Annotated in this window: 19 protein-coding genes and 1 tRNA gene; 13 read left to right on the plus strand and 7 right to left on the minus strand. The window is 59.3% G+C overall.

The features are described from left to right. Positions 1-134: 134 nt before the first annotated feature. Positions 135-1,484 (plus strand): CoA transferase, encoded by a 1,350-nt coding sequence (locus CKW38_RS06675; RefSeq protein WP_095112270.1) that lies wholly within the window; start codon positions 135-137, stop codon positions 1,482-1,484. A gap of 727 nt (positions 1,485-2,211) precedes the next feature. On the opposite strand, the gene CKW38_RS06680 is transcribed toward CKW38_RS06675, so the two are convergent. Together CKW38_RS06680 and arcD (CKW38_RS06685) are read right to left on the minus strand one after the other, a co-directional pair. Next, positions 2,212-3,075 carry a DNA-3-methyladenine glycosylase gene (locus CKW38_RS06680; protein ID WP_095112271.1) on the minus strand — a complete coding sequence of 288 codons (864 nt, stop codon included), beginning with the start codon at positions 3,073-3,075 and terminating at the stop codon, positions 2,212-2,214. Next, positions 3,072-4,499, minus strand: a complete 1,428-nt coding sequence (gene arcD, locus CKW38_RS06685) for an arginine-ornithine antiporter (protein WP_095112272.1) — start codon at positions 4,497-4,499, stop codon at positions 3,072-3,074. Before arcD (CKW38_RS06685) ends, CKW38_RS06680 begins: the two co-directional genes overlap by 4 nt. A gap of 437 nt (positions 4,500-4,936) precedes the next feature. Here arcD (CKW38_RS06685) and arcD (CKW38_RS06690) point away from each other — a divergent pair, with 437 nt between their 5' ends. The 12 genes from arcD (CKW38_RS06690) (at position 4,937) to CKW38_RS06745 (ending at position 19,770) form a co-directional block, all read left to right on the plus strand. Then, a complete protein-coding gene (gene arcD, locus CKW38_RS06690) occupies positions 4,937-6,364 on the plus strand; it encodes an arginine-ornithine antiporter (RefSeq protein WP_007908042.1) in 1,428 nt (475 codons plus the stop codon). 33 nt (positions 6,365-6,397) lie between these two features. Further along, positions 6,398-7,654 (plus strand): arginine deiminase, encoded by a 1,257-nt coding sequence (arcA, locus tag CKW38_RS06695; protein WP_095112273.1) that lies wholly within the window; start codon positions 6,398-6,400, stop codon positions 7,652-7,654. A 69-nt stretch (positions 7,655-7,723) separates the two neighbouring features. Continuing rightward, positions 7,724-8,734: an ornithine carbamoyltransferase gene (locus CKW38_RS06700; RefSeq protein ID WP_007950113.1), complete on the plus strand. Its 1,011-nt coding sequence runs from the start codon at positions 7,724-7,726 to the stop codon at positions 8,732-8,734. Positions 8,735-8,882: 148 nt separating this feature from the next. Further along, entirely contained in the window at positions 8,883-9,812 is a 930-nt protein-coding gene (gene arcC, locus CKW38_RS06705) for a carbamate kinase (protein ID WP_007908046.1), read from the plus strand. A 62-nt stretch (positions 9,813-9,874) separates the two neighbouring features. Continuing rightward, positions 9,875-10,237 (plus strand): DUF5064 family protein, encoded by a 363-nt coding sequence (locus CKW38_RS06710; RefSeq protein ID WP_007908047.1) that lies wholly within the window; start codon positions 9,875-9,877, stop codon positions 10,235-10,237. A gap of 262 nt (positions 10,238-10,499) precedes the next feature. Next, positions 10,500-12,008 carry a sigma-54-dependent transcriptional regulator gene (locus CKW38_RS06715; protein ID WP_095112274.1) on the plus strand — a complete coding sequence of 503 codons (1,509 nt, stop codon included), beginning with the start codon at positions 10,500-10,502 and terminating at the stop codon, positions 12,006-12,008. A 439-nt stretch (positions 12,009-12,447) separates the two neighbouring features. Next, a complete protein-coding gene (gene gcvH / locus CKW38_RS06720; RefSeq protein ID WP_095112275.1) occupies positions 12,448-12,831 on the plus strand; it encodes a glycine cleavage system protein GcvH in 384 nt (127 codons plus the stop codon). 11 nt (positions 12,832-12,842) lie between these two features. Beyond that, positions 12,843-15,695: an aminomethyl-transferring glycine dehydrogenase gene (gene gcvP, locus CKW38_RS06725; RefSeq protein WP_095112276.1), complete on the plus strand. Its 2,853-nt coding sequence runs from the start codon at positions 12,843-12,845 to the stop codon at positions 15,693-15,695. Positions 15,696-15,898: 203 nt separating this feature from the next. After that, on the plus strand, positions 15,899-17,275 hold the full coding sequence (locus CKW38_RS06730; RefSeq protein WP_095112277.1) for an L-serine ammonia-lyase: 1,377 nt from the start codon (positions 15,899-15,901) through the stop codon (positions 17,273-17,275). A gap of 167 nt (positions 17,276-17,442) precedes the next feature. Then, positions 17,443-18,567 (plus strand): glycine cleavage system aminomethyltransferase GcvT, encoded by a 1,125-nt coding sequence (gene gcvT / locus CKW38_RS06735; RefSeq protein ID WP_095112278.1) that lies wholly within the window; start codon positions 17,443-17,445, stop codon positions 18,565-18,567. Between the two features lie 404 nt (positions 18,568-18,971). Continuing rightward, complete coding sequence (locus CKW38_RS06740) at positions 18,972-19,184, plus strand: cold-shock protein (RefSeq protein WP_003227496.1); 213 nt, start codon at positions 18,972-18,974, stop codon at positions 19,182-19,184. 97 nt (positions 19,185-19,281) lie between these two features. Continuing rightward, a complete protein-coding gene (locus CKW38_RS06745; protein ID WP_007950167.1) occupies positions 19,282-19,770 on the plus strand; it encodes an RDD family protein in 489 nt (162 codons plus the stop codon). Positions 19,771-19,905: 135 nt separating this feature from the next. On the opposite strand, the gene nadA is transcribed toward CKW38_RS06745, so the two are convergent. From nadA to ybgF, 5 genes are all read right to left on the minus strand, one after another. Then, positions 19,906-20,964, minus strand: coding sequence for a quinolinate synthase NadA (gene nadA, locus CKW38_RS06750; protein ID WP_095112279.1), 1,059 nt, complete (start codon positions 20,962-20,964; stop codon positions 19,906-19,908). A 271-nt stretch (positions 20,965-21,235) separates the two neighbouring features. After that, a tRNA-Lys gene (locus CKW38_RS06755) sits at positions 21,236-21,311 on the minus strand. A 62-nt stretch (positions 21,312-21,373) separates the two neighbouring features. After that, the gene (queC, locus tag CKW38_RS06760) at positions 21,374-22,066 is read right to left on the minus strand and encodes a 7-cyano-7-deazaguanine synthase QueC (RefSeq protein ID WP_007912720.1); all 693 of its coding nucleotides are present in this window, start codon (positions 22,064-22,066) and stop codon (positions 21,374-21,376) included. A 1-nt stretch (position 22,067) separates the two neighbouring features. Further along, positions 22,068-22,715 carry a 7-carboxy-7-deazaguanine synthase QueE gene (gene queE, locus CKW38_RS06765; RefSeq protein ID WP_007912722.1) on the minus strand — a complete coding sequence of 216 codons (648 nt, stop codon included), beginning with the start codon at positions 22,713-22,715 and terminating at the stop codon, positions 22,068-22,070. Positions 22,716-22,881: 166 nt separating this feature from the next. Then, entirely contained in the window at positions 22,882-23,715 is an 834-nt protein-coding gene (ybgF, locus tag CKW38_RS06770) for a tol-pal system protein YbgF (RefSeq protein WP_007912724.1), read from the minus strand. Positions 23,716-23,719 lie beyond the last annotated feature (4 nt).

Raw genomic sequence — 23,719 nt, forward strand, 5'->3', positions numbered from 1 at the left:
ATTGTTGACTGACACTCCGCTATCGCTGGCAAGCCAGCTCCCACAGGGTCAAGTGGCAACCCTGCAATCGGGGATTTCATCTGACACGGGATTGTTTTGCACTATCATCGCCCTCTCGCTCCGGAGGGCCTTCGATGACTGATTTACTCACGTCCATTCAAGCCGCACTCGGCTTGCCTCGCACACCGATTCCTTTCACCGAGCAAGGCGCCCTGCCCTCGGCGTTCGCCGTCACGGAGCTTGCCTGCGCCAGCATCGCTGCTGCCGGTCAGACCGTCAGCGAGTTGATCCAGCAGCAGTCAGGTCATTTGCCGGCCGTTGCAGTCGACCGTCGATTGGCCTCGTTCTGGTTCTCCAGCTCGCTGCGACCAATCGGCTGGCAGGTGCCACCGCTGTGGGACCCGATCGCCGGCGACTACGCGACCCGCGACGGCTGGATCCGCCTGCACACCAACGCTCCACATCACCGCGCCGCCGCTGAACGTGTGCTCGGCGCCTGCGCCGACCGTGATGCAATGGCGGCGAAAGTCGCGCAATGGACGAGTACGGATCTGGAACAAGCGGTGGTCGAAGCCCAGGGCTGCGCCGCCGAAATGCGCAGTTGGGCGCAATGGCAGAAGCATCCGCAGGGGCTCGCGGTGAATGCCGAGCCGCTGGTGCATTTCCTTGATTCGCAGGATGAACAGCACCAAGCGTGGCAAGGCTCGGTGGCGCAACCGTTGGCCGGGATCAAGGTGCTGGATCTGACACGCGTGCTCGCCGGCCCCACCGCCAGCCGTTTTCTCGCAGGCCTTGGCGCCAACGTGTTGCGCATCGATTCCCCGACCTGGAATGAGCCTGGTGTCATTCCGGAAATGACCCTCGGCAAACACTGCGCGCGGCTGAACTTGCTGGATCCGGTGGATCGCGCGGTGTTCGAAGGCTTGTTGAAAGACGCCGATATTTTGCTGCACGGTTACCGCGCCGACGCTTTGGACAATCTCGGTTTCGGCGTTGAGCGCCGTCGCCATCTGGCACCGGGCCTGATCGATGTCGCCCTCAACGCCTACGGCTGGAACGGCCCGTGGCAGAACCGCCGGGGCTTCGACAGTTTGGTGCAGATGAGCAGCGGCATCGCCGAGGCCGGCCAGCGCTGGCAGCAGGCTGAGAAACCGACGCCATTGCCGGTGCAGGCGCTGGATCATGCGACGGGGTATTTGATGGCGGCGAGTGCGCTCCGACTGTTGACCGAGCGTTTGAACACCGGACGCGGTGGCTCGGCGCGGTTGTCGCTGGCGCGGACGGCGAAGTTGTTGATCGAGCATGGGCCGGGGACAAGTGAGGCATTGCGAGCGGAAGATGAGCAGGATCAGGGTTCATTTCTGGAACAGACCCCTTGGGGCCCGGCGCATCGTTTGCAGGTGCCGGTGAAGATCAGCGGCACGCCGATTCAGTGGGCGTTGCCGGCTACAGAGCTGGGTTCTCATCACCCACAGTGGAATTAAAAGCCCCTCACCCTAACCCTCTCCCAGAGGGAGAGGGGACCGATCGGGTGATATTGAAGAGATTCACCGACTTGAACGATTGATTCGGAATCCATAATCGACTTGGTCTTGCAGGTCGATGGACAGCGCCAGATACCTCGGTCGGCCCCCTCTCCCTCCGGGAGAGGAACTGATTCGGGGATACTGAAGACATTCACCGACTTGAACGATCTGCGCTGAATCCATAATCGACTCGGTCTTTCAGGTCGATGTAAAACGCAAGACACCTCGGTCGGCCCCCTCTCCCTCCGGGAGAGGGGCTGATTCGGGGATACTGAAGACATTCACCGACTTGAACGATCGGCGCTGAATCCGTAATCGACTCGGTCTTTCAGGTCGATGTACAACGCAAGACACCTCGGTCGGCCCCCTCTCCCTCCGGGAGAGGGGCTGATTCGGGGATACTGAAGACACTCACCGACTTGAACGATCGGCGCTGAATCCATAATCGACTCGGTCTTTCAGGTCGATGTACAACGCAAGACACCTCGGTCGGCCCCCTCTCCCTCCGGGAGAGGGGCTGATTCGGGGATACTGAAGACATTCACCGACTTGAACGATCGGCGCTGAATCCATAATCGACTCGGTCTTGCAGGTCGATGTAAAACGCAGGACACCTCGGTGGCCCCCTCTCCCTCCGGGAGAGGGCTGGGGTGAGGGCTGCAATTTCAGGCCGAGCGATGATGTATCAATCTGCCCGGCTCAAAGACGTCCACAACAACTGCGCCGCATACCCTCGATAAGGTCGCCAGGCCTCAGCGCGCAACGACAATTCCCGCGCTGTCGGCCGCTTGCCTTCCAGCACTTCCAGCGCCCGCAGCAACCCGACATCACCATGGGGAAACCCATCCATATCCCGCAACTGCCGCAACGCGATGTACTGCGCCGTCCACTCGCCAATCCCGTGCAGCGCCAACAACCGCGCCACGCCACCCTCGCGATTCGGCTCAAACAACGAGGGTTCATCCAGCAACGTCTGCGCCACGCTTGACAACGTGCGCCCACGACTTTTCGGCATGCCCAACGCTGCCAGATCTGCCGCCGCCATTACGTGCGCCTCGGGAAATACATGGGTCAATCCGGGCACGGTGGAATCCAGCGGCGCGCCATATTGCGCAACCAGTTTCCCCGCCAGACGAATCGCCGCCACCACCGTAATCTGCTGCCCAAGCACCGCGCGAAACGCCAACTCCAATCCATCCCACGCACCGGGAATGCGCAACCCCGGACGCTCGACAATCAACCGCGCCAGCAACGGATCATTCGCCAGATGCCCTTGCCTCAGCGCCAGATCCGCATCCAGATCAAACATCCGCCGCAACCTGACAACGATCTCGGGCACGGCTGCCGGATCAGGAAAGTCCAGCTCGACCTCCAGCGCATCCGCCGTCCCTAGCCAGACCGAAACCGTGCCGTGAACACCGTTTAACCCGATGCTGCGCGAATACACGCCATCGCCCACGGCCTCCATCCCGACCACCGCCCGCGCCGCGAGAAACCCCAACATCGCCTCCCAGTCATACGGCGGCGCATAGGCAAGCGATAACCTCACAACGACAGCACACCGCTGTACAACCCATACGCCGCCAGCCCCGCGCCGATGACCACGCAGGTGAAAATGCCCTTCTCGACATGAGTGAACAACGGCTCGCCCGCCTCATGCTTGGCCTTGGCAAACAGGATCACCCCCGGCGCATACAGCAACGCCGACAACAGCAAATACTTCACCCCGCCGGCATACAACAACCACACCGCATAACCGAGGGCGATGCCACCGATCAGCAGATCCTTGGTGCGCTCAGCCGAGGCGTGTTCGTAAGTTTCGCCGCGCCCGCTGAGCAGCACCGCGTACGCCGCCGACCACAGGTACGGCACCAGAATCATCGACGAGGCCAGATAAATAAGACTGGTGTAAGTGCCCGCCGAGAACAGCGTGATCAACAGGAAAATCTGGATCATCGCGTTGGTCAGCCACAACGCATTGACCGGCACATGGTTCTTGTTTTCCTTTTTCAGGAACGCCGGCATGGTCTTGTCCTTGGCCGTGGCGAAGAGGATTTCCGCACACAGCAAGGCCCAGGACAGCAACGCGCCGAGCAGGGAAATCGCCAGGCCAATGCTGATCAGCAACGCGCCCCATGGCCCGACAATGTGCTCGAGCACCGCCGCCAGCGACGGGTTCTGCAGATTCGCCAGTTCCGGCTGGCTCATGATCCCCAGCGACAGCACGTTGACCAGTACCAGCAGCGCCAGCACGCCGATAAATCCGATCACCGTGGCGCGGCCGACGTCGCTGCGTTTCTCCGCCCGCGCCGAGTACACACTGGCGCCTTCGATGCCGATGAACACAAACACCGTGACCAGCATCATGTTGCGCACCTGATCCATCACCCCACCGAAATTCGGGTTGCTGGTGCCCCAGATGTCGCGGGTAAAAATGTCAGCCTTGAATGCGATGGCGGCGATGACGATGAACATGATCAGCGGTACGACTTTGGCCACCGTGGTCAATTGATTGATCAGCGCCGCCTCCTTGATCCCGCGCATCACCAGAAAATGCACGGCCCACAGCAGCACCGATGCACAGCCGATGGCGATCGGCGTATTGCCTTGGCCGAACACCGGAAAGAAGTAACCGAGGGTGCTGAACAGCAGGACGAAATAGCCGACATTGCCCAGCCACGCACTGATCCAGTAACCCCACGCGGACGAGAAACCCATGTAGTCGCCAAACCCGGCCTTGGCGTAGGCGTACACGCCGGAATCCAGCTCGGGTTTGCGATTGGCCAACGTCTGGAACACGAACGCCAAGGTCAGCATGCCGATCGCCGTGATGCCCCAACCGATCAGGATCGCCCCGGCATCGGCGCGTGCCGCCATGTTCTGCGGCAGCGAGAAAATCCCTCCGCCAATCATCGAACCCACCACCAGGGCGATCAACGCGCCTAATCGCAGCTTTTGCGTCGGTTGCGACATTTCAGTTTCCCTTTGAAGTGTGGTGAGCGTGCATTTGTAACAACTATTAACTAAACGGATAAAGGTAGATGACGTTTATCAGGTAACGCCAATTAACGCCTGTTTATATATAGCCGATGACGCTAACGCCTAGCACGTTAAGACAGTTTTGTGCGCTGATCCTGATAAATCAATTCTGTACTGAAAACAGACGCTGAAAATTTGCCAAAAGCTGAAAAAGAACTAGCGTGATAATTCAAAAGTAATAATAGCCATTCCCAACAATGTAGCCACAACGCCTCTAGGACGGGCCTTGCGGGCAGAGTATTTATGCCTTCAGTCGAAGCCTAAGTCATTCATTAACAATGGAATGTGACCATGCACTGATCTAAGTCAGCTGTTTGAACAGACAACAGAACTACGCTGTGATCTCTTCTCTCCTGCAATGGAGTCATGCAATGTCTGAAGCTCCCGGAAAACTACGACTAGGTGCACTGGTTGCATTGGTAGTCGGCTCAATGATCGGTGGCGGGATATTTTCTTTGCCACAAAACATGGCCGCCAGCGCCGACGTCGGTGCAGTACTGATCGGTTGGGCCATCACCGCTGTCGGCATGCTCACCCTCGCTTTTGTCTTTCAAACCCTCGCCAATCGCAAGCCTGACCTGGACGGCGGTGTCTACGCCTACGCCAAGGCCGGATTCGGCGATTACATGGGTTTCTCGTCCGCCTGGGGTTACTGGATCAGCGCCTGGCTGGGCAACGTCGGTTACTTCGTTCTGCTGTTCAGCACCCTCGGTTATTTCTTCCCGATTTTCGGTGAAGGCAACACCGTTGCGGCGGTAATCGGCGCCTCGGTGCTGTTGTGGGCGGTGCACTTTCTGGTGCTGCGCGGGATCAAGGAAGCGGCGTTTATCAACCTGGTGACCACGGTCGCCAAGGTCGTACCGCTGCTGCTGTTCGTGTTGATCGCGGTGTTCGCCTTCAAACTGGACATCTTCACCGCCGACATCTGGGGCATCAAAAACCCGGATCTGGGCAGTGTGATGAACCAGGTGCGCAACATGATGCTGGTCACCGTCTGGGTGTTCATCGGCATCGAGGGTGCGAGCATCTTCTCGGCCCGTGCGGAAAAACGCTCGGACGTCGGCAAAGCCACCGTGATCGGTTTCATCACCGTGCTGCTGTTTCTGGTGCTGGTGAACGTGCTGTCGCTGGGCATCATGACCCAACCGGAACTGGCGAAACTGCAGAACCCGTCGATGGCCGCCGTGCTCGAGCATGTGGTCGGTCACTGGGGCGCGGTGCTGATCAGCGTCGGCCTGATCATCTCGCTGCTGGGTGCGCTGCTGTCGTGGGTGCTGCTGTGTGCGGAGATCATGTTCGCCGCTGCCAAAGACCACACCATGCCGGAGTTCCTGCGCAAGGAAAACGCCAACCACGTACCGGTCAACGCCCTGTGGCTGACCAACGCGATGGTGCAGATTTTCCTGATCATCACGCTGTTCTCGGCCAGTACTTACCTGTCGCTGATCTACCTCGCCACCTCGATGATTCTGGTGCCATACCTGTGGTCGGCGGCTTACGCCCTGCTGCTGGCGGTGCGCGGGGAAAGCTACGAAGGCTTTGCGGCCGAGCGACGCAAGGATCTGATTATCGGCGGCATCGCGCTGATCTACGCGGTGTGGCTGCTGTATGCCGGCGGGGTCAAGTACTTGCTGCTCTCGGCCCTGCTCTACGCACCTGGCGCGATCCTGTTCGCCAAAGCCAAGCTGGAACTCAAACAACCGATTTTCACTAACGTCGAGAAGCTGATTTTCGCCGCAGTGGTCGTGGGTGCCCTGGTGGCTGCCTACGGTCTCTACGACGGCTTCCTGACTCTGTAATCCCTGATTGATTTGTTATCTGGAGGATCTGAAATGACCACGGAAAAAGTTAAGTACGGCGTCCATTCCGAAGCCGGCAAACTGCGCAAAGTCATGGTGTGCTCCCCAGGTCTGGCCCATCAGCGGCTGACCCCGAACAACTGCGATGAACTGCTGTTCGACGACGTGCTCTGGGTGGCTCAGGCCAAGCGCGACCACTTCGACTTCGTCACCAAAATGCGCGAGCGCGGCATCGATGTGCTGGAAATGCACAACCTGCTGACCGATATCGTCGCCATCCCGGAAGCGCTGGACTGGATTCTTGAGCGCAAGGTCACCGCCGATTCGGTGGGCCTGGGCCTGATCAACGAAGTCAAATCCTGGCTGAAAAGCCTTGAGCCACGGCACATCGCCGAATTCCTGATTGGCGGCGTGTCCGCCGATGATCTGCCGGACAGTTTCGGCGGCAAGACCATCCAGATGTTCCGCGACTTCCTCGGCCACTCCAGCTTCATTCTGCCGCCGCTGCCGAACACCCAGTTCACCCGTGACACCACCTGCTGGATCTACGGTGGCGTGACGCTGAACCCGATGTACTGGCCAGCGCGTCGTCAGGAAACCCTGCTGACCACCGCCATCTACAAATTCCACCCGCAGTTCACCAACGCCGAATTCGAGATCTGGTACGGCGACCCGGACAAGGACCACGGCAGCTCCACCCTCGAGGGCGGCGACGTCATGCCAATCGGCAACGGCGTGGTGTTGATCGGCATGGGCGAGCGCTCATCGCGTCAGGCCATCGGCCAACTGGCGCTGAACCTGTTCAAAAACAAAGCCGTGGAAAAAGTCATCGTTGCCGGCCTGCCGAAGTCCCGCGCGGCGATGCACCTGGATACCGTGTTCAGTTTCTGCGACCGCGACCTGGTGACGATTTTCCCGGAAGTGGTGAATCAGATCGTCGCCTTCACCCTGCGCCCTGACGAAAGCAAACAGGGCGGCATCGACATCCGCCGCGAAGAAGGCACTTTCCTCGACACCGTGGCCAAAGCCCTCAATTTGCCGAAGTTGCGCGTGGTGGAAACCGGCGGCAACAGCTTCGCCGCCGAACGCGAGCAATGGGACGACGGCAACAACGTGGTGGCCGTGGAACCGGGCGTGGTCATCGGCTACGACCGCAACACCTACACCAACACCCTGCTGCGCAAGGCCGGCGTGGAAGTCATCACCATCAGCGCCGGTGAACTGGGCCGAGGCCGTGGCGGCGGCCACTGCATGACCTGCCCGATCGTGCGTGACCCAATCGATTACTAAACGACCATCTCCCCGGCCGCACCCATCCCATAGCGGCCGGGCCGATTACCGAATCCAAGGAGAATCATCATGGCGTTCAACATTCACAACCGTAACCTGCTCAGCCTGGAACACCACACCCCACGTGAGCTGCGTTACCTGCTCGACTTGTCCCGCGATCTCAAACGCGCGAAATACACCGGCACCGAGCAGCAACACCTGAAGGGCAACAACATCGCCCTGATCTTCGAAAAAACCTCGACCCGCACCCGTTGCGCGTTCGAAGTGGCGGCCTATGACCAAGGCGCCAACGTCACCTACATCGACCCGAACTCGTCGCAGATCGGCCACAAAGAAAGCATGAAAGACACCGCCCGCGTACTCGGGCGCATGTACGACGCCATCGAATACCGTGGCTTCAAACAGGAAATCGTCGAAGAGCTGGCAAAATTCGCCGGTGTGCCGGTGTTCAACGGCCTGACCGATGAATATCACCCGACGCAAATGATCGCCGACGTGCTGACCATGCGTGAACACGCCGACAAACCAATCCATGAAATCAGCTACGCCTACTTGGGCGACGCGCGCAACAACATGGGCAACTCGCTGCTGCTGGTCGGCGCCAAACTCGGCATGGACGTGCGCATCTGCGCACCGAAAGCGCTGTGGCCGCATGACGATCTGGTCGAGCGCTGCAACAAATACGCGGAAGAAAGCGGTGCGCGCATCACCCTGACCGAAGACCCGAAAGCCGCCGTCAAAGGTGTCGACTTCATCCATACCGACGTTTGGGTATCGATGGGCGAGCCGGTTGAGGCCTGGGCTGAACGTATCCAGCAACTGCTGCCGTATCAGGTCAACAAAGAGCTGATGAAAGCCACCGGCAACCCACGCACCAAGTTCATGCACTGCCTGCCGGCGTTCCACAACAGCGATACCAAGGTCGGCAAACAGATTGCCGAGCAGTATCCGCACCTGGCCAACGGCATCGAAGTGACCGACGACGTGTTCGAGTCCCCAGCCTGCATCGCCTTCGAGCAAGCGGAAAACCGCATGCACACGATCAAGGCGATTCTGGTCTCGACCCTGGCTGATCTGTAACAGCTGATCGGGATTTCCTGATCAACCACTGACCTGTAGGAGCTGCCGAAGGCTGCGATCTTTTGATCTGGATCTTAAGAAACAAAGTCAAAAGATCGCAGCCTTCGGCAGCTCCTACAGGGTCATCGAATTCTGAAAGGATTGCATTATGCGTATCGTCGTAGCGCTGGGCGGTAACGCCCTGCTCCGCCGTGGTGAACCGATGACCGCTGACAATCAGCGCGCCAACATCCGCATCGCCACCGAGCAAATCGCCAAGATCCATCCCGGCAACCAACTGGTCATCGCCCACGGCAATGGCCCGCAAGTCGGCCTGCTGTCGTTGCAAGCGGCGGCCTACACCTCCGTCAGCCCTTACCCGCTGGACGTGCTCGGTGCCGAAACCGAAGGCATGATCGGCTACATCATCGAACAGGAACTGGGCAACCTGCTCGATTTCGAAGTGCCGTTTGCCACCCTGCTGACCCAGGTTGAAGTCGACGCCAAGGATCCGGCCTTCCAGAACCCGACCAAACCGATCGGCCCGGTCTACGACAAGGCCGAAGCGGAAAAACTCGCTGCTGAAAAAGGCTGGGCGATTGCTCCGGATGGCGACAAATTCCGCCGCGTGGTCGCCAGTCCGCGGCCAAAACGCATCTTCGAAATCCGCCCGATCAAGTGGCTGCTGGACAAGGGCAGCATCGTGATTTGCGCCGGTGGCGGCGGGATTCCAACCATGTATGACGAGAACCGTAATCTCAAGGGTATTGAGGCGGTAATCGACAAGGACCTGTGCTCGTCGCTGCTCGCCGAGCAACTGGAAGCCGACCTGCTGGTGATCGCCACCGACGTCAACGCGGCGTTCATCGATTACGGCAAGCCGACGCAGAAAGCCATTGCCGAAGCGCACCCGGATGAACTCGAACGCCTCGGTTTCGCCGCCGGCTCGATGGGGCCCAAGGTGCAGGCAGCCTGCGAATTCGCGCGCCATACTGGCAAGGTCGCGGTGATCGGTTCGCTGGCGGATATCGAAGCCATCGTTCAGGGCACTGCCGGTACTCGCGTGACCACGGCGAAGCCGGGCATCACTTACCGATAATCAGAAACTCCGGGGGCAGACCGAGGGTCTGCCCTTCTCCCATGCCTTGAAAGGAGAAACCCATGGCCCAGTTTGAACCCGGTCATCTGCACATTGAGCGGCATGCGTTGACGCCGGATGACGTCAGTTACAACGTGCACCTCGACTATGAAGTGTTCACCGATCCGCAAAAAGGCAAAGGCATCCAGTTCACGATGCATGGCAACCTTCAGGGCAAGGACATGAAAGAGACCTTCTTCCTGCCCAAAGAGGAGGCCTACAACTTTGCCAACAACGTGACGAAAATCGCCGAGAAGTACGGCATTCCCAAGACTCACAGTCAGATCGGTTCGGTGCACAAGCATTACGACATGATGTTTGAAGACATCCGCAAGCAACTTGATATGAAATCCGGGGATCCGGTCAATCTTGAGCATTTCGAGTAACCCGCAAAAGCCCCTCACCCTAGCCCTCTCCCAAAGGGAGAGGGGACTGATTGGGGAATGCTTCAGAGTTACGCCGACCTGAACTTGCTTTACCGAATCCATAATCGACTGGTTCTTTCAGGTCGATGTCAAACCTCAGACACCTCGGTCGGCCCCCTCTCCCCCTGGGAGAGGGCTGGGGTGAGGGTGCTTTTGCTTTCACCTCTCTCCAAGCCCAAGGCATACTTGCCACCCTCCGCTCTGCAGATCACTGAACCGCCCCATGCGTATCCACGTCAGTTTCATCGACCGCGTCGGCATCACCCAGGAAGTCCTGGCTATCCTCGGTGGGCGCAATCTCAATCTGGATGCGGTGGAGATGATCCCGCCGAACGTCTACATCGACGCGCCAACGTTGAGCCCGCAAGTGCTCGAAGAGCTGAAAGATGCTTTGTTTCGCGTGCTCGGCGTCGAGGCGGTAACCGTGGTCGACATCCTCCCTGGCCAGCGTCGGCACTTGCAGCTCGACGCGTTGCTGGCGGCAATGACCGATCCGGTGCTGGCGCTCGACAGCGCCGGCAAGGTGCTGCTGGCCAACCCGGCGTTGATCGCGTTGTACGGTCGCGAACCGGCCGGTGAGAGTGTTGCAGAACTGTTCAATGATCCCGCGCTGCTCGACACCTTGCTCGAACACGGCTTCCGTTTGCCGCTGCGCGAAATCACCGTCAACGGTCAGACCTTGTTGCTCGATGCCACGCCGATCACCGACGCTGGCGCCCTGCTGACCTTGTATCAACCGAACCGCATCGGCGAACAACTCTCGGCCTTGCACCACGACCATGCCGAAGGTTTCGATGCATTGCTCGGAGAATCCCCGGCAATCCGCACCCTCAAGGCCCGCGCTCAAAGAGTCGCCGCCCTCGACGCACCGCTGTTGATTCAAGGCGAAACCGGCACCGGCAAAGAACTGGTCGCCCGTGCCTGCCACGCGATCAGCGCTCGCCACAGCGCACCGTTTCTCGCCCTGAACTGCGCAGCGCTGCCGGAGAACCTCGCCGAAAGCGAACTGTTCGGCTACGCCCCGGGAGCCTTTACCGGCGCGGCGCGCGGCGGTAAACCGGGGCTGATGGAACTGGCTAACCAGGGCACGGTGTTTCTCGATGAAATCGGCGAAATGTCGCCGTACTTGCAGGCCAAACTGCTGCGCTTTTTGAACGACGGCAGCTTCCGCCGCGTGGGCGGTGATCGCGAAGTGAAGGTCAACGTGCGCATCCTCAGCGCGACCCACCGCGATCTGGAGAAAATGGTCAGCGAAGGCTTGTTCCGCGAAGACCTGTTCTACCGCCTCAACGTGCTCAACGTTGAAGTGCCGCCGCTGCGCGAGCGCGGCCAGGACATTTTGCTATTGGCCCGCTATTTCATGCAGCAGGCTTGTGCGCAGATTCAGCGCCCGGTCTGCCGCCTCGCCCCGGGGACTTACCCGGCACTACTCGGCAACCGCTGGCCGGGCAACGTGCGGCAATTGCAGAACGTGATCTTCCGCGCGGCGGCGATTTGCGAGAGTAGCCTGGTGGATATTGGCGACCTCGACATTGCCGGTACCTCGGTGGCGCGGCAAACCGACAGCGATGTCGACAGCCTCGAACAAGCGGTCGAGTCGTTCGAAAAAACGCTGCTGGAAAAACTCTACGTCAGCTACCCCTCGACCCGGCAACTGGCCAGCCGCCTGCAAACTTCGCACACGGCCATCGCCCATCGCCTGCGCAAATACGGCATTCCCAACAAACCCTGAGATCACCACAAATTCCCTTGTAGGAGCTGCCGGAGGCTGCGATCTTTTGACTTTGGATGTGTATTGCCCGGATCAAGATCGCAGCCTTCGGCAGCTCCTACAGTCCGGGTTTGCAATTCAAAAAATCAGGGTTCCCAGTTTAAAAACGACCTCCAACTGTACTGAAAGCGCTACAGCGGAACGATATCGCTACACCCTCCTCCGATCACCGCTGTGCAAGGCTTTGATCCCGTTCAGCTTTTATCCTCGCTCCAGGCTGTAGCGATTTCGCTACACACCCCAGCTCAAGCTATCTCACCAAAACAGATAACTTATTGATTTATATAAATAAATAAACGTTGGCCGCATTCTTGCTAATCAACCCCTCATAAATAAGGGCCTTCGCGCCCGACTATTCCACCGCGTCCACCAGACGAGTCTGGCCCCCTGAGGAGTTTCCATGAGCGAGTTGCGTTTTACTGAAGATCACGAATGGCTGCGCACCGAAGCTGACGGCAGCGTTACTGTCGGCATCACCGCTTTCGCGCAGAACGCCCTGGGCGACGTGGTGTTCGTGCAACTGCCTGAGCTGCAGGCTTACGAAAAAGGCGCCGAAGCCGCCACCGTGGAATCGGTAAAAGCCGCCAGCGGCGTGTACATGCCCCTCAACGGCGAGGTACTGGAAGTCAACCCGGCGCTGGAAGATGCCCCGGAACTGGTCAACGAAGATCCGCTGGGCGAAGGCTGGTTCTTCCGCTTCCAGCCAAGCGACGCCGCCGCTGTCGGCAAACTGCTCGATCAGGACGCGTACGACCGTCTGATCAAAGCCCAAGCCGAAGCCTGAGGAACACCGACATGACTCAAGTAAACCTTGGCACCGCCAACGAATTCATCGCCCGTCATATCGGCCCGCGCGCCGGTGACGAGCAAGCCATGCTCAACAGCCTCGGCTTCGATTCGCTCGAAGCGCTGAGCGCCAGCGTCATCCCGGAAAGCATCAAGGGCACCAGCGTGCTCGGCATGGACGACGGTTTGAGCGAAGCCGATGCCCTGGCGATGATCAAATCGATCGCTGGCAAAAACCAGCTGTTCAAAACCTACATCGGCCAGGGCTACTACAACTGCCACACGCCGTCGCCGATCCTGCGCAACCTGCTGGAAAACCCGGCCTGGTACACCGCTTACACGCCGTACCAGCCAGAAATTTCCCAAGGCCGTCTCGAAGCGCTGCTGAACTTCCAGACCATGATCAGCGACCTCACCGGCCTGCCGATTGCCAACGCCTCGCTGCTCGACGAAGCCACCGCCGCTGCCGAAGCCATGACCTTCTGCAAACGCCTGAGCAAGAACAAGGGCAGCCACCAATTCTTCGCCTCGATCCACTGCCACCCGCAAACCCTCGACGTGCTGCGCACCCGTGCCGAGCCGCTGGGCATTGATGTTGTGGTCGGCGATGAGCGTGAACTGACTGACGTGACGCCGTTCTTCGGCGCACTGCTGCAATACCCGGCGAGCAACGGTGATGTGTTCGACTATCGCGAACTGACCGAACGCTTCCACGCCGCCAACGCCTTGGTCGCCGTCGCCGCCGACCTGCTGGCCCTGACCTTGCTGACCGCCCCGGGCGAGTTCGGCGCTGACGTCGCCATCGGTTCCGCGCAACGCTTCGGCGTGCCGCTGGGCTTCGGTGGCCCGCACGCGGCTTACTTCTCCACCAAAGATGCGTTCAAACGCGATATGCCGGGCCGTCTGGTCGGTGTCTCGGTTGACCGCTTCGGCAAGCCTGCGCTGCGTCTGGCGATGCAGACCCGCGAGCAACACATCCGCCGCGAGAAGGCCACCTCGAACATCTGCACCGCGCAGGTGCTGCTGGCCAACATCGCCAGCATGTACGCTGTCTACCACGGCCCGAAAGGCCTGACGCAGATCGCCAACCGCGTGCATCACCTGACCGCGATTCTGGCCAAGGGCCTGACCGCGCTGGGCGCTAATGTCGAACAAGCCAGTTTCTTCGACACCCTGACCGTGGCCACCGGCGCACACACCGCAGCGCTGCACGACAAGGCGCACGCTGCACAGATCAACCTGCGCGTGATCGACGCTCAGCGTCTGGGTCTGTCGGTCGACGAAACCACCACTCAGGCTGACATCGAAACCCTGTGGAGCCTGTTCGCCGACGGCAAAACCCTGCCGGACTTCGCTGCACTTGCTGCGACCGTGCAGAGCACTATTCCAGCCTCGCTGGTACGTCAGTCGCCAATCCTCAGCCACCCGGTGTTCAACCGTTATCACTCGGAAACCGAGCTGATGCGCTACCTGCGCAAACTGGCGGACAAAGACCTGGCACTGGATCGCACCATGATCCCGCTGGGTTCGTGCACCATGAAACTCAACGCCGCCAGCGAAATGATCCCGGTGACCTGGGCTGAATTCGGTGCCCTGCACCCGTTCGCCCCGGCCGCGCAAAGTGCCGGTTACCAGCAACTGACCGATGAACTGGAAGCGATGCTCTGCGCCGCTACCGGTTACGACGCGATCTCGCTGCAACCGAACGCCGGTTCGCAAGGTGAATACGCAGGCCTCTTGGCGATCCGCGCCTATCACCAGAGCCGTGGCGATGAACGCCGCGACATCTGCCTGATCCCCTCGTCCGCCCACGGCACCAACCCGGCCACCGCCAACATGGCGGGCATGCGCGTGGTCGTGACCGCCTGCGATGCGCGCGGCAACGTCGACATCGAAGACCTGCGTGCCAAAGCCATCGAGCACCGCGAACACCTCGCCGCGCTGATGATCACTTACCCGTCGACCCACGGCGTGTTCGAAGAAGGCATCCGCGAAATCTGCGGGATCATTCATGACAACGGCGGTCAGGTATACATCGACGGCGCCAACATGAACGCAATGGTCGGCCTCTGCGCACCGGGCAAGTTCGGCGGCGACGTCTCGCACCTGAACCTGCACAAAACCTTCTGCATCCCGCACGGCGGTGGCGGCCCGGGCGTCGGCCCGATTGGCGTCAAGTCGCACCTGACGCCGTTCCTGCCCGGCCACGGCCAGATGGAACGCAAGGAAGGCGCGGTCTGCGCGGCACCGTTCGGCAGCGCAAGTATTTTGCCGATCACCTGGATGTACATTCGCATGATGGGCGGCGCCGGTCTGAAACGCGCTTCGCAACTGGCAATCCTCAATGCCAACTACATTTCCCGTCGCCTCGAAGAGCACTACCCAGTCCTGTACACCGGCAGCAACGGTCTGGTGGCGCACGAGTGCATTCTCGATCTGCGTCCGTTGAAAGACAGCAGCGGCATCAGCGTTGATGACGTCGCCAAGCGCCTGATCGACTTCGGTTTCCACGCGCCGACCATGTCGTTCCCGGTAGCGGGCACGCTGATGATCGAGCCGACCGAAAGCGAATCCAAGGAAGAACTGGACCGCTTCTGCGACGCGATGATTCGCATCCGCGAAGAAATCCGCGCGGTGGAAAACGGCACGCTGGACAAGGACGACAACCCGCTGAAGAACGCTCCGCACACCGCGGCAGAACTGGTTGGCGAGTGGACTCACCCGTACAGCCGCGAGCAGGCCGTTTACCCGGTAGCGTCGTTGATCGAAGGCAAATACTGGCCACCGGTCGGTCGCGTCGACAACGTCTTCGGCGATCGCAACCTGGTGTGCGCCTGCCCGTCGATCGAAAGCTACGCTTAATGGAATGAGGGGCAGGAATACCTGCCTCTTTCTCCAGAACACCACAAATCCCTGTGGGAGCTGGCTTGCCAGCGATGAGGGTGGATCAGCCTACATCTTTGTTGCCTGACCCACCGCCATCGCTGGCAAGCCAGCTCCCACAAGGAACGCATCAAGCCTGATATTTCCGCCAATTCCTATAACAAGAAACCGGAGAACCACTCATGTCGTTAAGCGTGTTCGACCTGTTCAAGATTGGCATCGGCCCCTCCAGTTCCCACACCGTCGGCCCGATGCGTGCTGCTGCGCGTTTCGCCGAAGGCCTGCGACGTGAAAATCTGCTGACCACCACCGCCAGCGTTCGCATCGAGCTCTACGGTTCCCTCGGCGCCACCGGCAAAGGTCACGGCAGCGACAAAGCCGTGTTGCTCGGCCTCGAAGGCGAACACCCCGACACCGTCGATACCGAAACCGTCGCCGCACGCCTGCAAGAGATTCGCGGCAACGGCCGACTGAATCTGCTCGGTGAGCACAGCATTGCGTTCAACGAGAAAGAACACCTGGCAATGATCCGCAAGCCGTTGGCCTATCACCCCAACGGCATGATCTTCCGCGCCTTCGATGCGGCGGGCCTGCAGATTCGCAGCCGCGAGTACTACTCGGTGGGTGGTGGTTTCGTCGTCGACGAGGATGCCGCCGGTGCCGACCGCATCGTCGAAGACGCCACACCGCTGACCTTCCCGTTCAAAAGTGCCAAAGACTTGCTCGGTCATTGCGCCACCTACGGTCTGTCGATCAGCCAGGTGATGCTGACCAACGAAAGCGCTTGGCGCCCGGAAGCGGAAACCCGCGCTGGACTGCTGAACATCTGGCAGGTGATGCAGGACTGCGTGGCTGCAGGTTGCCGTAACGAAGGTATTTTGCCGGGCGGCTTGAAGGTCAAACGTCGTGCGGCAGCGCTGCATCGGCAACTGTGCAAAAACCCGGAATCAGCGTTGCGCGATCCGTTGTCGGTGCTCGACTGGGTCAACCTCTACGCCTTGGCAGTCAACGAAGAAAACGCTAACGGCGGGCGTGTGGTTACCGCACCGACCAACGGTGCGGCGGGGATTATTCCGGCGGTATTGCATTACTACATGCGTTTTATCCCCGGCGCGAATGACGACGGCGTCGTACGGTTTCTGCTGACGGCGGCGGCCATCGGCATTCTCTACAAGGAAAACGCCTCGATCTCCGGCGCCGAAGTCGGTTGCCAGGGTGAAGTCGGCGTGGCCTGTTCGATGGCGGCCGGGGCATTGTGCGAAGTGCTCGGCGGCAGCGTGCAGCAAGTCGAGAACGCCGCGGAAATCGGCATGGAACACAACCTCGGTCTGACCTGCGACCCGATTGGCGGACTGGTGCAGGTGCCGTGCATCGAGCGCAATGCCATGGGTTCGGTGAAAGCCATCAACGCGGTACGCATGGCCATGAGAGGCGACGGCCAGCATTTCGTCTCCCTCGACAAAGTCATCCGCACCATGCGCCAGACCGGCGCCGACATGAAAAGCAAATACAAAGAGACCGCCCGCGGCGGTCTGGCGGTCAACATTATCGAATGCTGAGCCTTATTCAACTCGGCCTCCCTCAGGGAGACGATCGTACTTAGCCCCCTCTCCCCCCGGGAGAGAAACGTAACTAGCTCCCTCTCCCTCCGGGAGAGGGCTGGGGTGAGGGGCCTTTGATCTTGATCTAGCCCCGACCCTCGAACCACATTTTCAAGGAGCCACGCATGTCCACCGAACAACTGTCGAAAACCCCGCTGCACGCTCTGCACCTCGAACTCGGCGCCCGCATGGTGCCGTTCGCCGGCTACGACATGCCGGTGCAGTACCCGCTTGGCGTGATGAAAGAACACCAACACACCCGTGAGCAGGCCGGGCTGTTCGACGTCTCGCACATGGGCCAGATTCGCCTGACCGGCGCCAACGCTGGCAAAGCCTTGGAAACCCTGGTGCCGGTGGACATCATCGATCTGCCGGTGGGCATGCAGCGTTACGCGATGTTTACCAACGACAACGGCGGCATTCTCGATGACCTGATGGTCGCCAACCTCGGCAACGATGAACTGTTTCTGGTGGTCAACGCCGCGTGCAAGGATCAGGACCTGGCTCACCTGCAACAACACATTGGCGATCAGTGCACCATTACGGCGCTGTTCGAAGAGCGCGCGCTGCTCGCGTTGCAAGGCCCGACGGCCGTTACAGTGCTGGCGCGTCTTGCGCCGGAAGTAGCAAAGATGACCTTCATGCAATTCAACCGCGTGTCGTTGCTCGGCGTGGATTGCTTCGTCAGCCGTTCGGGTTACACCGGTGAAGACGGTTTCGAAATCTCCGTTCCGGCTGCCGATGCCGAGAAACTCGCCCGCGCCCTGCTCGCCGAACCGGAAGTCCAAGCCATCGGCCTCGGTGCCCGCGATTCGCTGCGTCTGGAAGCCGGCCTGTGCCTGTACGGCCACGACATGAACACCGAGACCACGCCGATCGAAGCGAGCCTGTTGTGGGCGATTTCCAAGCCGCGCCGCGCTGATGGCGCACGGGCTGGCGGTTTCCCGGGGGCAGAGACTGTTTTCGCGCAACAACAGAACGGCGTCGCGCGCAAACGCGTCGGCCTGCTGCCGCAAGAACGTACGCCTGTGCGTGAAGGCGCGGAAATCGTCAACGAAACCGGCGAAATCATCGGCAGCGTGTGCAGTGGCGGTTTCGGTCCGACCTTGGGCGGGCCGCTGGCGATGGGTTACCTCGACAGTGCTTATGTAACCCTCGACACACCGGTCTGGGCCATCGTTCGTGGGAAAAAGGTGCAAATGCTTGTAAGCAAAATGCCATTTGTTCCACAACGCTACTATCGCGGTTGATTGACTGTTTCTATAAGTAACGCGATTGCGTTATGCGTGCACTAATGTGTAACGCAATCGCCACAAAAAAGTGCATTTTCTAACATTCGATTCGCATTTGAACTTTGCTTATAACGTTCGAAAACAATTGAACAAGCGAATCGTCTAAGACCGCACTAGCGAACCGACTAAGTGCCAGCAAGCGTAGGAAAACCGGGCTCTTCACGGGGCTTGTTTTTTCTCCCGTAGTTGGCGTAGAGTTTGTCCACTGTGTTTGCATGGGTCAGCTTTGAATCGTGACCTGGGCAGTAGCCTACAAGTTAGCTACATCCCGTTCGACGTCTTCTTACTCTCCTGCAACCAGCCCCAGTACTCTTTCATGAGAAAGAGACTGTCATCAATTTTTGCGTCAAAGGAAATAAGAAATGTCCACACGTCAGAGCGGTACCGTCAAGTGGTTTAACGACGAGAAAGGTTTTGGTTTTATCACTCCAGAAAGCGGTCCGGATCTGTTCGTGCATTTCCGCGCCATTCAGGGCAACGGCTTCAAAAGCCTGAAAGAAGGCCAAAAAGTGACCTTCGTTGCTGTGCAGGGCCAGAAAGGCATGCAGGCTGACGAAGTACAAGCAGAAGCCTGATTTTCTGTTACGAAAAAGCCCCTGATATTGATATCAGGGGCTTTTTTGTACGCGCGAATCCGTAAAATGGCGCTTCATTTTGCATCCAGAGGCTGCCATGTCGAAAAACCTGCTCACGCCCCAAGGGGACTTTCCTCCCGTTGGCCTAGGTCGTCGCCTGGCAGCGATGTTCTATGACTTTCTGCTGTGCACCGCACTGCTGATCGTCACCGGCTTCGTTTACAAAATGATCCAGGCCGCGATTATCGGTGAAGAGCGTCTGCGGGTAATGACCGATGCCGGCAAGCTCGACGGTGATCCGCTCTACTCCACCGTGCTGCTGTTGGTGCTGTTTGCGTTCTTCGCCAAGTTCTGGACCCATGGCGGGCAGACATTGGGCATGCAGGTGTGGGGCATTCGCGTGCAGAACGCCAATGGCACGGCGATCAGCCTGTGGCAGGCGCTGTTGCGGTTTATGGTGTCGATTGCGTCGTGGCTGTGCGTAGGGCTGGGATTCTTCTGGTCGCTGTATGACAAGCAGAAGCGCACCTGGCATGACATCTATTCGGATACCCGCCTCGTCCGAATCCCGAAGAAGACCAAATAACTTCCAGACACCAAAAACTACTGTAGGAGTGAGCCTGCTCGCGATAGCGGTGCGTCAGTCAACATAATTGTTATCTGACACACCGCTATCGCGAGCAGGCTCACTCCTACAGGTTTATTTGTTGCTTGAAAGACCTCAGGCGTTACCGGCCAGCTTCATCCGTGCGGCCTGGGTGAAATCCAGCATGCGCTTCAACGGCCGGATCGCCTGCGGAATCAACGCCGGATCAACAAAGATCTCGTTCGTGCCTTCCTTCAAGCTCTTCAGCGTGCGCTCAAGGGTGTTCATGGCCATCCACGGGCAATGCGCGCAACTGCGGCACGCGGCACCGTTACCGGCGGTTGGCGCTTCGATGAAGACCTTGTCCGGGCACAACTGCTGCATCTTGTAGAAGATGCCACGGTCGGTCGCGACGATCAGCGTCTTGTTCGGCAACGACTGTGCAGCGGCAATCAACTGACTGGTCGAGCCCACGGCGTCTGCCAGCTCAATCACCGAAGTCGGCGACTCCGGGTGCACCAGAATCGCGGCGTCCGGGTACAGCGCCTTCATGTCTTCGAGTTGCTTGGACTTGAACTCCTCGTGGACGATGCAGGCACCGTCCCAGAGCAGCATGTCGGCGCCGGTCTTGCGCTGAATGTAGGTGCCCAGATGCTTGTCAGGGCCCCAAATGATCGTCTCGCCGTTGTCCATCAGGCTTTCGACGATTTCCAGTGCGCAACTTGAAGTCACCACCCAATCAGCTCGAGCCTTAACAGCTGCGGAAGTGTTGGCGTACACCACCACCGTGCGTTCCGGGTGCTGATCACAGAACGCCGAGAACTCGTCGACCGGGCAACCCAGGTCGAGCGAGCAGGTCGCGTCCAGAGTTGGCATCAGCACGCGTTTTTCCGGGTTGAGAATCTTCGCGGTCTCGCCCATGAACTTCACGCCGGCGACCACTACGGTCTTGGCCGGATGAGCGTTGCCGAAGCGGGCCATTTCCAAGGAGTCAGAGACACAACCACCGGTTTCTTCGGCCAGAGCCTGAATCACCGGATCGCAATAAAAGTGGGCCACCAGCACCGCGTCCTGAGCCTTCAGCTCGGCGGCAATGGCGGTACGGTAATAAGCCTCTTCCTCAGCGGTCAGCGGTTTGGGCTGTTTGGCATCGAGGTGGGCTTGAACCAGAAGGCGTTCGGAAATCTGCGTCATGTTCGCAAGACCTGCAGGCGCGTTCGCGCGAAAGTCGAGTATACACCCGGCTCCGGACCGCTTGAGGGTACCGCCGGGAGAGTGAGTATTATCAGGCACGGACAGCATTGAAGCTGCGCAAGGCTACAGAATATCCCGTTGATACAAAAGATGATTCTGACCTGCGTCAGCGCTGCGGGTATTGAAATAACGCATAGCGAAATTGCAGGCAAAAAAAAACCCGGAAATCCTCACTTTCGTGGGCCTTCCGGATTTTCTAAACCGCCAAATATGGTGGGTCGTGTGGGATTCGAACCTACGACCAATTGGTTAAAAGCCAACTGCTCTACCAACTGAGCTAACGACCCGCTGTGTGGTGGCGCGTATAATACTGATTTTTAAGGACTATTCAACACCTTTTTGAAAATAATCAAAAATAAGGTGTTGGATCACTTACACCAGCGGCCGCGAAGCCTTCTGCGCGCAGGCGGCAGCTGTCGCATTTACCGCACGCACGGCCATCATCGTCGGCCTGATAGCAGGAAACGGTGAGGCCATAATCAACGCCGAGCTTCACGCCCGCCTGCACGATCTGCGCCTTGCTCAGGTTCTGCAACGGCGCCTGAATACGGAAACCGTTGCCTTCCACACCGGCCTTGGTCGCCAGGTTGGCCATGCGCTCGAACGACTCGATGAACTCCGGACGGCAATCCGGATAGCCCGAGTAATCCACCGCATTAACACCAATGAAGATATCGCGGGCGCCGAGCACTTCCGCCCAACCCAACGCCAGCGACAAGAACACCGTGTTGCGCGCTGGCACGTACGTCACTGGAATGCCTTCGCCCAGCTCTTCAGGGATGTCGATGCTGGCGTCGGTCAGGGCTGAGCCGCCCATGCCATTGAGGTTCAGGCCAATCACCTTGTGCTCGACCACACCCAAGTCGCGGGCGACGCGGGCGGCGGCGTGCAATTCGGCATGGGAACGCTGGCCATAGTCAAAGCTCATGGTGTAGCAGCGGTAGCCTTCGGCTCGGGCCATGGCCACTACAGTGGCCGAGTCCAGACCACCGGACAGCAGAATGACCGCACGTTTTTCGGTGGTGTTCAGTTGTTCGGTCATCTCAGCGCCCCGGCTCGTCATTCCACAAATATTTATGCAACTGCAATTGCAACCGCACCGGCAGGTTGTCCGCCACCACCCAGTCCGCCAGATCGCGAGCATTGAGATCATGGTGACTTGGGGAAAACAGCACTTCGCCGGCACGTCGATCAAGACCGTACTGAATCAGTTTGGAGACGGCCCAGTCATAGTCGTCGCGCGAGCAGATGACAAACTTCACCTGATCGTTGGGCGTCAGCAGTTCGATGTTCTCGTAACGGTTGCGATGGGCTTCTTTCGAATCCGGCGTCTTCAGGTCGACAACGCGACTGACGCGCGGATCGACAGCCGAGACGTCGAGGGCGCCGCTGGTTTCCAGCGAGACCTCATAACCGGCATCACACAATTGTTTGAGCAAAGGAATGGCATTGGGCTGTGCCAACGGCTCACCGCCGGTGACACAGACGTAGCGCGGGCGAAATCCGGCCACTTGCTCGAGGATGTCGTCGAGGGTGCGCACGGTACCGCCACTGAAGGCATAGGCGCTGTCGCAGTATTGGCAACGCAATGGGCAACCGGTCAGGCGCACAAAAACCGTGGGCAGACCGGCAGTCCGCGTTTCCCCCTGCAAAGAGTAGAAAACTTCGGTGATTCTCAATGTGTCTTGCATAGTCGCCACGGGCGTAACAGCTAAACAGGCTGTCCGCCTCCGTCAGGCACTTCAGGCAATCCCGCCAACGCGTAGACCGCAAGAAGCGTGTTTCAGAAAAAGGGCGTGAATTCTAACGAAAAAACCCGCGACAAGCGCGGGTTTCTTCCAAACGGGTCAAGCCTGCTTACATGCGTTGCAGATCGCGTTGGGCCAACTGAGCAGCCGAGGTACCCGGATATTGGGCCACCACCTGCTGCAGAATGCCTTTGACCTTGTCGGTATGACCGAGGCGGCGCTCTACATCAGCCAGCTTGTACAGCGAATCCGGCACTTTGGCGTGCTTGGGATACAGCTGCGAAACCTTGGCGAAAGCCTGACCTGCGCCTTGCAGATCGCCTTTGGCCAGATTCACTTCACCCAACCAGTACTGGGCGTTACCCGCGTATTGGCTGTTCGGGTATTTGCGCAGGAAAGCGGCAAAAGCCTGGCTGGCCTTGTCGAAATCCTTGGCTTTGATCAGGTCGAAAGCGGCATCGTAATACAGCTTTTCCTTGGCCGGATCACCCGGTTCACTGCTTGCAGCAGGTGCCTGGGCAGCAGCCCCGGCGCCAGCAGCAGCACCGGCAGCAGCACTTGCATCGCCACCGGCAGAAGAATTCTCAGGAGTCGCGGCAGGTGCAACGCCGGATCCTATGCGCCGATCAAGATCCTGGTATCGCTCCAGGGATTCCTGCTTCATGCGCGCAACCTGATTCTGCAGTTCTTCGATCACACCTTGCTGGCGCGATATCTGATCCTGCATCTGTTGCAATTGGTTGAACAGCATGCCTTGTGCCGAGGCAGGGGCCGAAGCCGCTCCCCCGGCATAGGCGCCGTTCGTACCGTAACCTGCAGGCGGATAACTGCTCCCGCTATTGTTATAACCGGAGTTGTCATCGACCACAGGAACCGCAGCCCACGCCGCAAGCGGCGCGAGGCTGAGAGCCAGAACAGTTACAGCACGACGGCACGTTCGCATATCG

It is taken from the genome of Pseudomonas sp. Irchel 3H7 (assembly GCF_900187605.1).
In the GTDB taxonomy this organism is placed as follows: domain Bacteria; phylum Pseudomonadota; class Gammaproteobacteria; order Pseudomonadales; family Pseudomonadaceae; genus Aquipseudomonas.

Excerpts from the sequence above, each read along its gene's own strand:
- CKW38_RS06675 (WP_095112270.1), top strand. The coding sequence starts at position 135 with ATGACTGATTTACTCACGTCCATTCAAGCCGCACTCGGCTTGCCTCGC.
- arcD (WP_095112272.1), bottom strand. The coding sequence starts at position 4,499 with ATGTCGCAACCGACGCAAAAGCTGCGATTAGGCGCGTTGATCGCCCTG.
- arcD (WP_007908042.1), top strand. The coding sequence starts at position 4,937 with ATGTCTGAAGCTCCCGGAAAACTACGACTAGGTGCACTGGTTGCATTG.
- arcA (WP_095112273.1), top strand. The coding sequence starts at position 6,398 with ATGACCACGGAAAAAGTTAAGTACGGCGTCCATTCCGAAGCCGGCAAA.
- CKW38_RS06700 (WP_007950113.1), top strand. The coding sequence starts at position 7,724 with ATGGCGTTCAACATTCACAACCGTAACCTGCTCAGCCTGGAACACCAC.
- arcC (WP_007908046.1), top strand. The coding sequence starts at position 8,883 with ATGCGTATCGTCGTAGCGCTGGGCGGTAACGCCCTGCTCCGCCGTGGT.
- CKW38_RS06710 (WP_007908047.1), top strand. The coding sequence starts at position 9,875 with ATGGCCCAGTTTGAACCCGGTCATCTGCACATTGAGCGGCATGCGTTG.
- CKW38_RS06715 (WP_095112274.1), top strand. The coding sequence starts at position 10,500 with ATGCGTATCCACGTCAGTTTCATCGACCGCGTCGGCATCACCCAGGAA.
- gcvH (WP_095112275.1), top strand. The coding sequence starts at position 12,448 with ATGAGCGAGTTGCGTTTTACTGAAGATCACGAATGGCTGCGCACCGAA.
- gcvP (WP_095112276.1), top strand. The coding sequence starts at position 12,843 with ATGACTCAAGTAAACCTTGGCACCGCCAACGAATTCATCGCCCGTCAT.
- CKW38_RS06730 (WP_095112277.1), top strand. The coding sequence starts at position 15,899 with ATGTCGTTAAGCGTGTTCGACCTGTTCAAGATTGGCATCGGCCCCTCC.
- gcvT (WP_095112278.1), top strand. The coding sequence starts at position 17,443 with ATGTCCACCGAACAACTGTCGAAAACCCCGCTGCACGCTCTGCACCTC.
- CKW38_RS06740 (WP_003227496.1), top strand. The coding sequence starts at position 18,972 with ATGTCCACACGTCAGAGCGGTACCGTCAAGTGGTTTAACGACGAGAAA.
- CKW38_RS06745 (WP_007950167.1), top strand. The coding sequence starts at position 19,282 with ATGTCGAAAAACCTGCTCACGCCCCAAGGGGACTTTCCTCCCGTTGGC.
- nadA (WP_095112279.1), bottom strand. The coding sequence starts at position 20,964 with ATGACGCAGATTTCCGAACGCCTTCTGGTTCAAGCCCACCTCGATGCC.
- queC (WP_007912720.1), bottom strand. The coding sequence starts at position 22,066 with ATGACCGAACAACTGAACACCACCGAAAAACGTGCGGTCATTCTGCTG.
- queE (WP_007912722.1), bottom strand. The coding sequence starts at position 22,715 with ATGCAAGACACATTGAGAATCACCGAAGTTTTCTACTCTTTGCAGGGG.
- ybgF (WP_007912724.1), bottom strand. The coding sequence starts at position 23,715 with ATGCGAACGTGCCGTCGTGCTGTAACTGTTCTGGCTCTCAGCCTCGCG.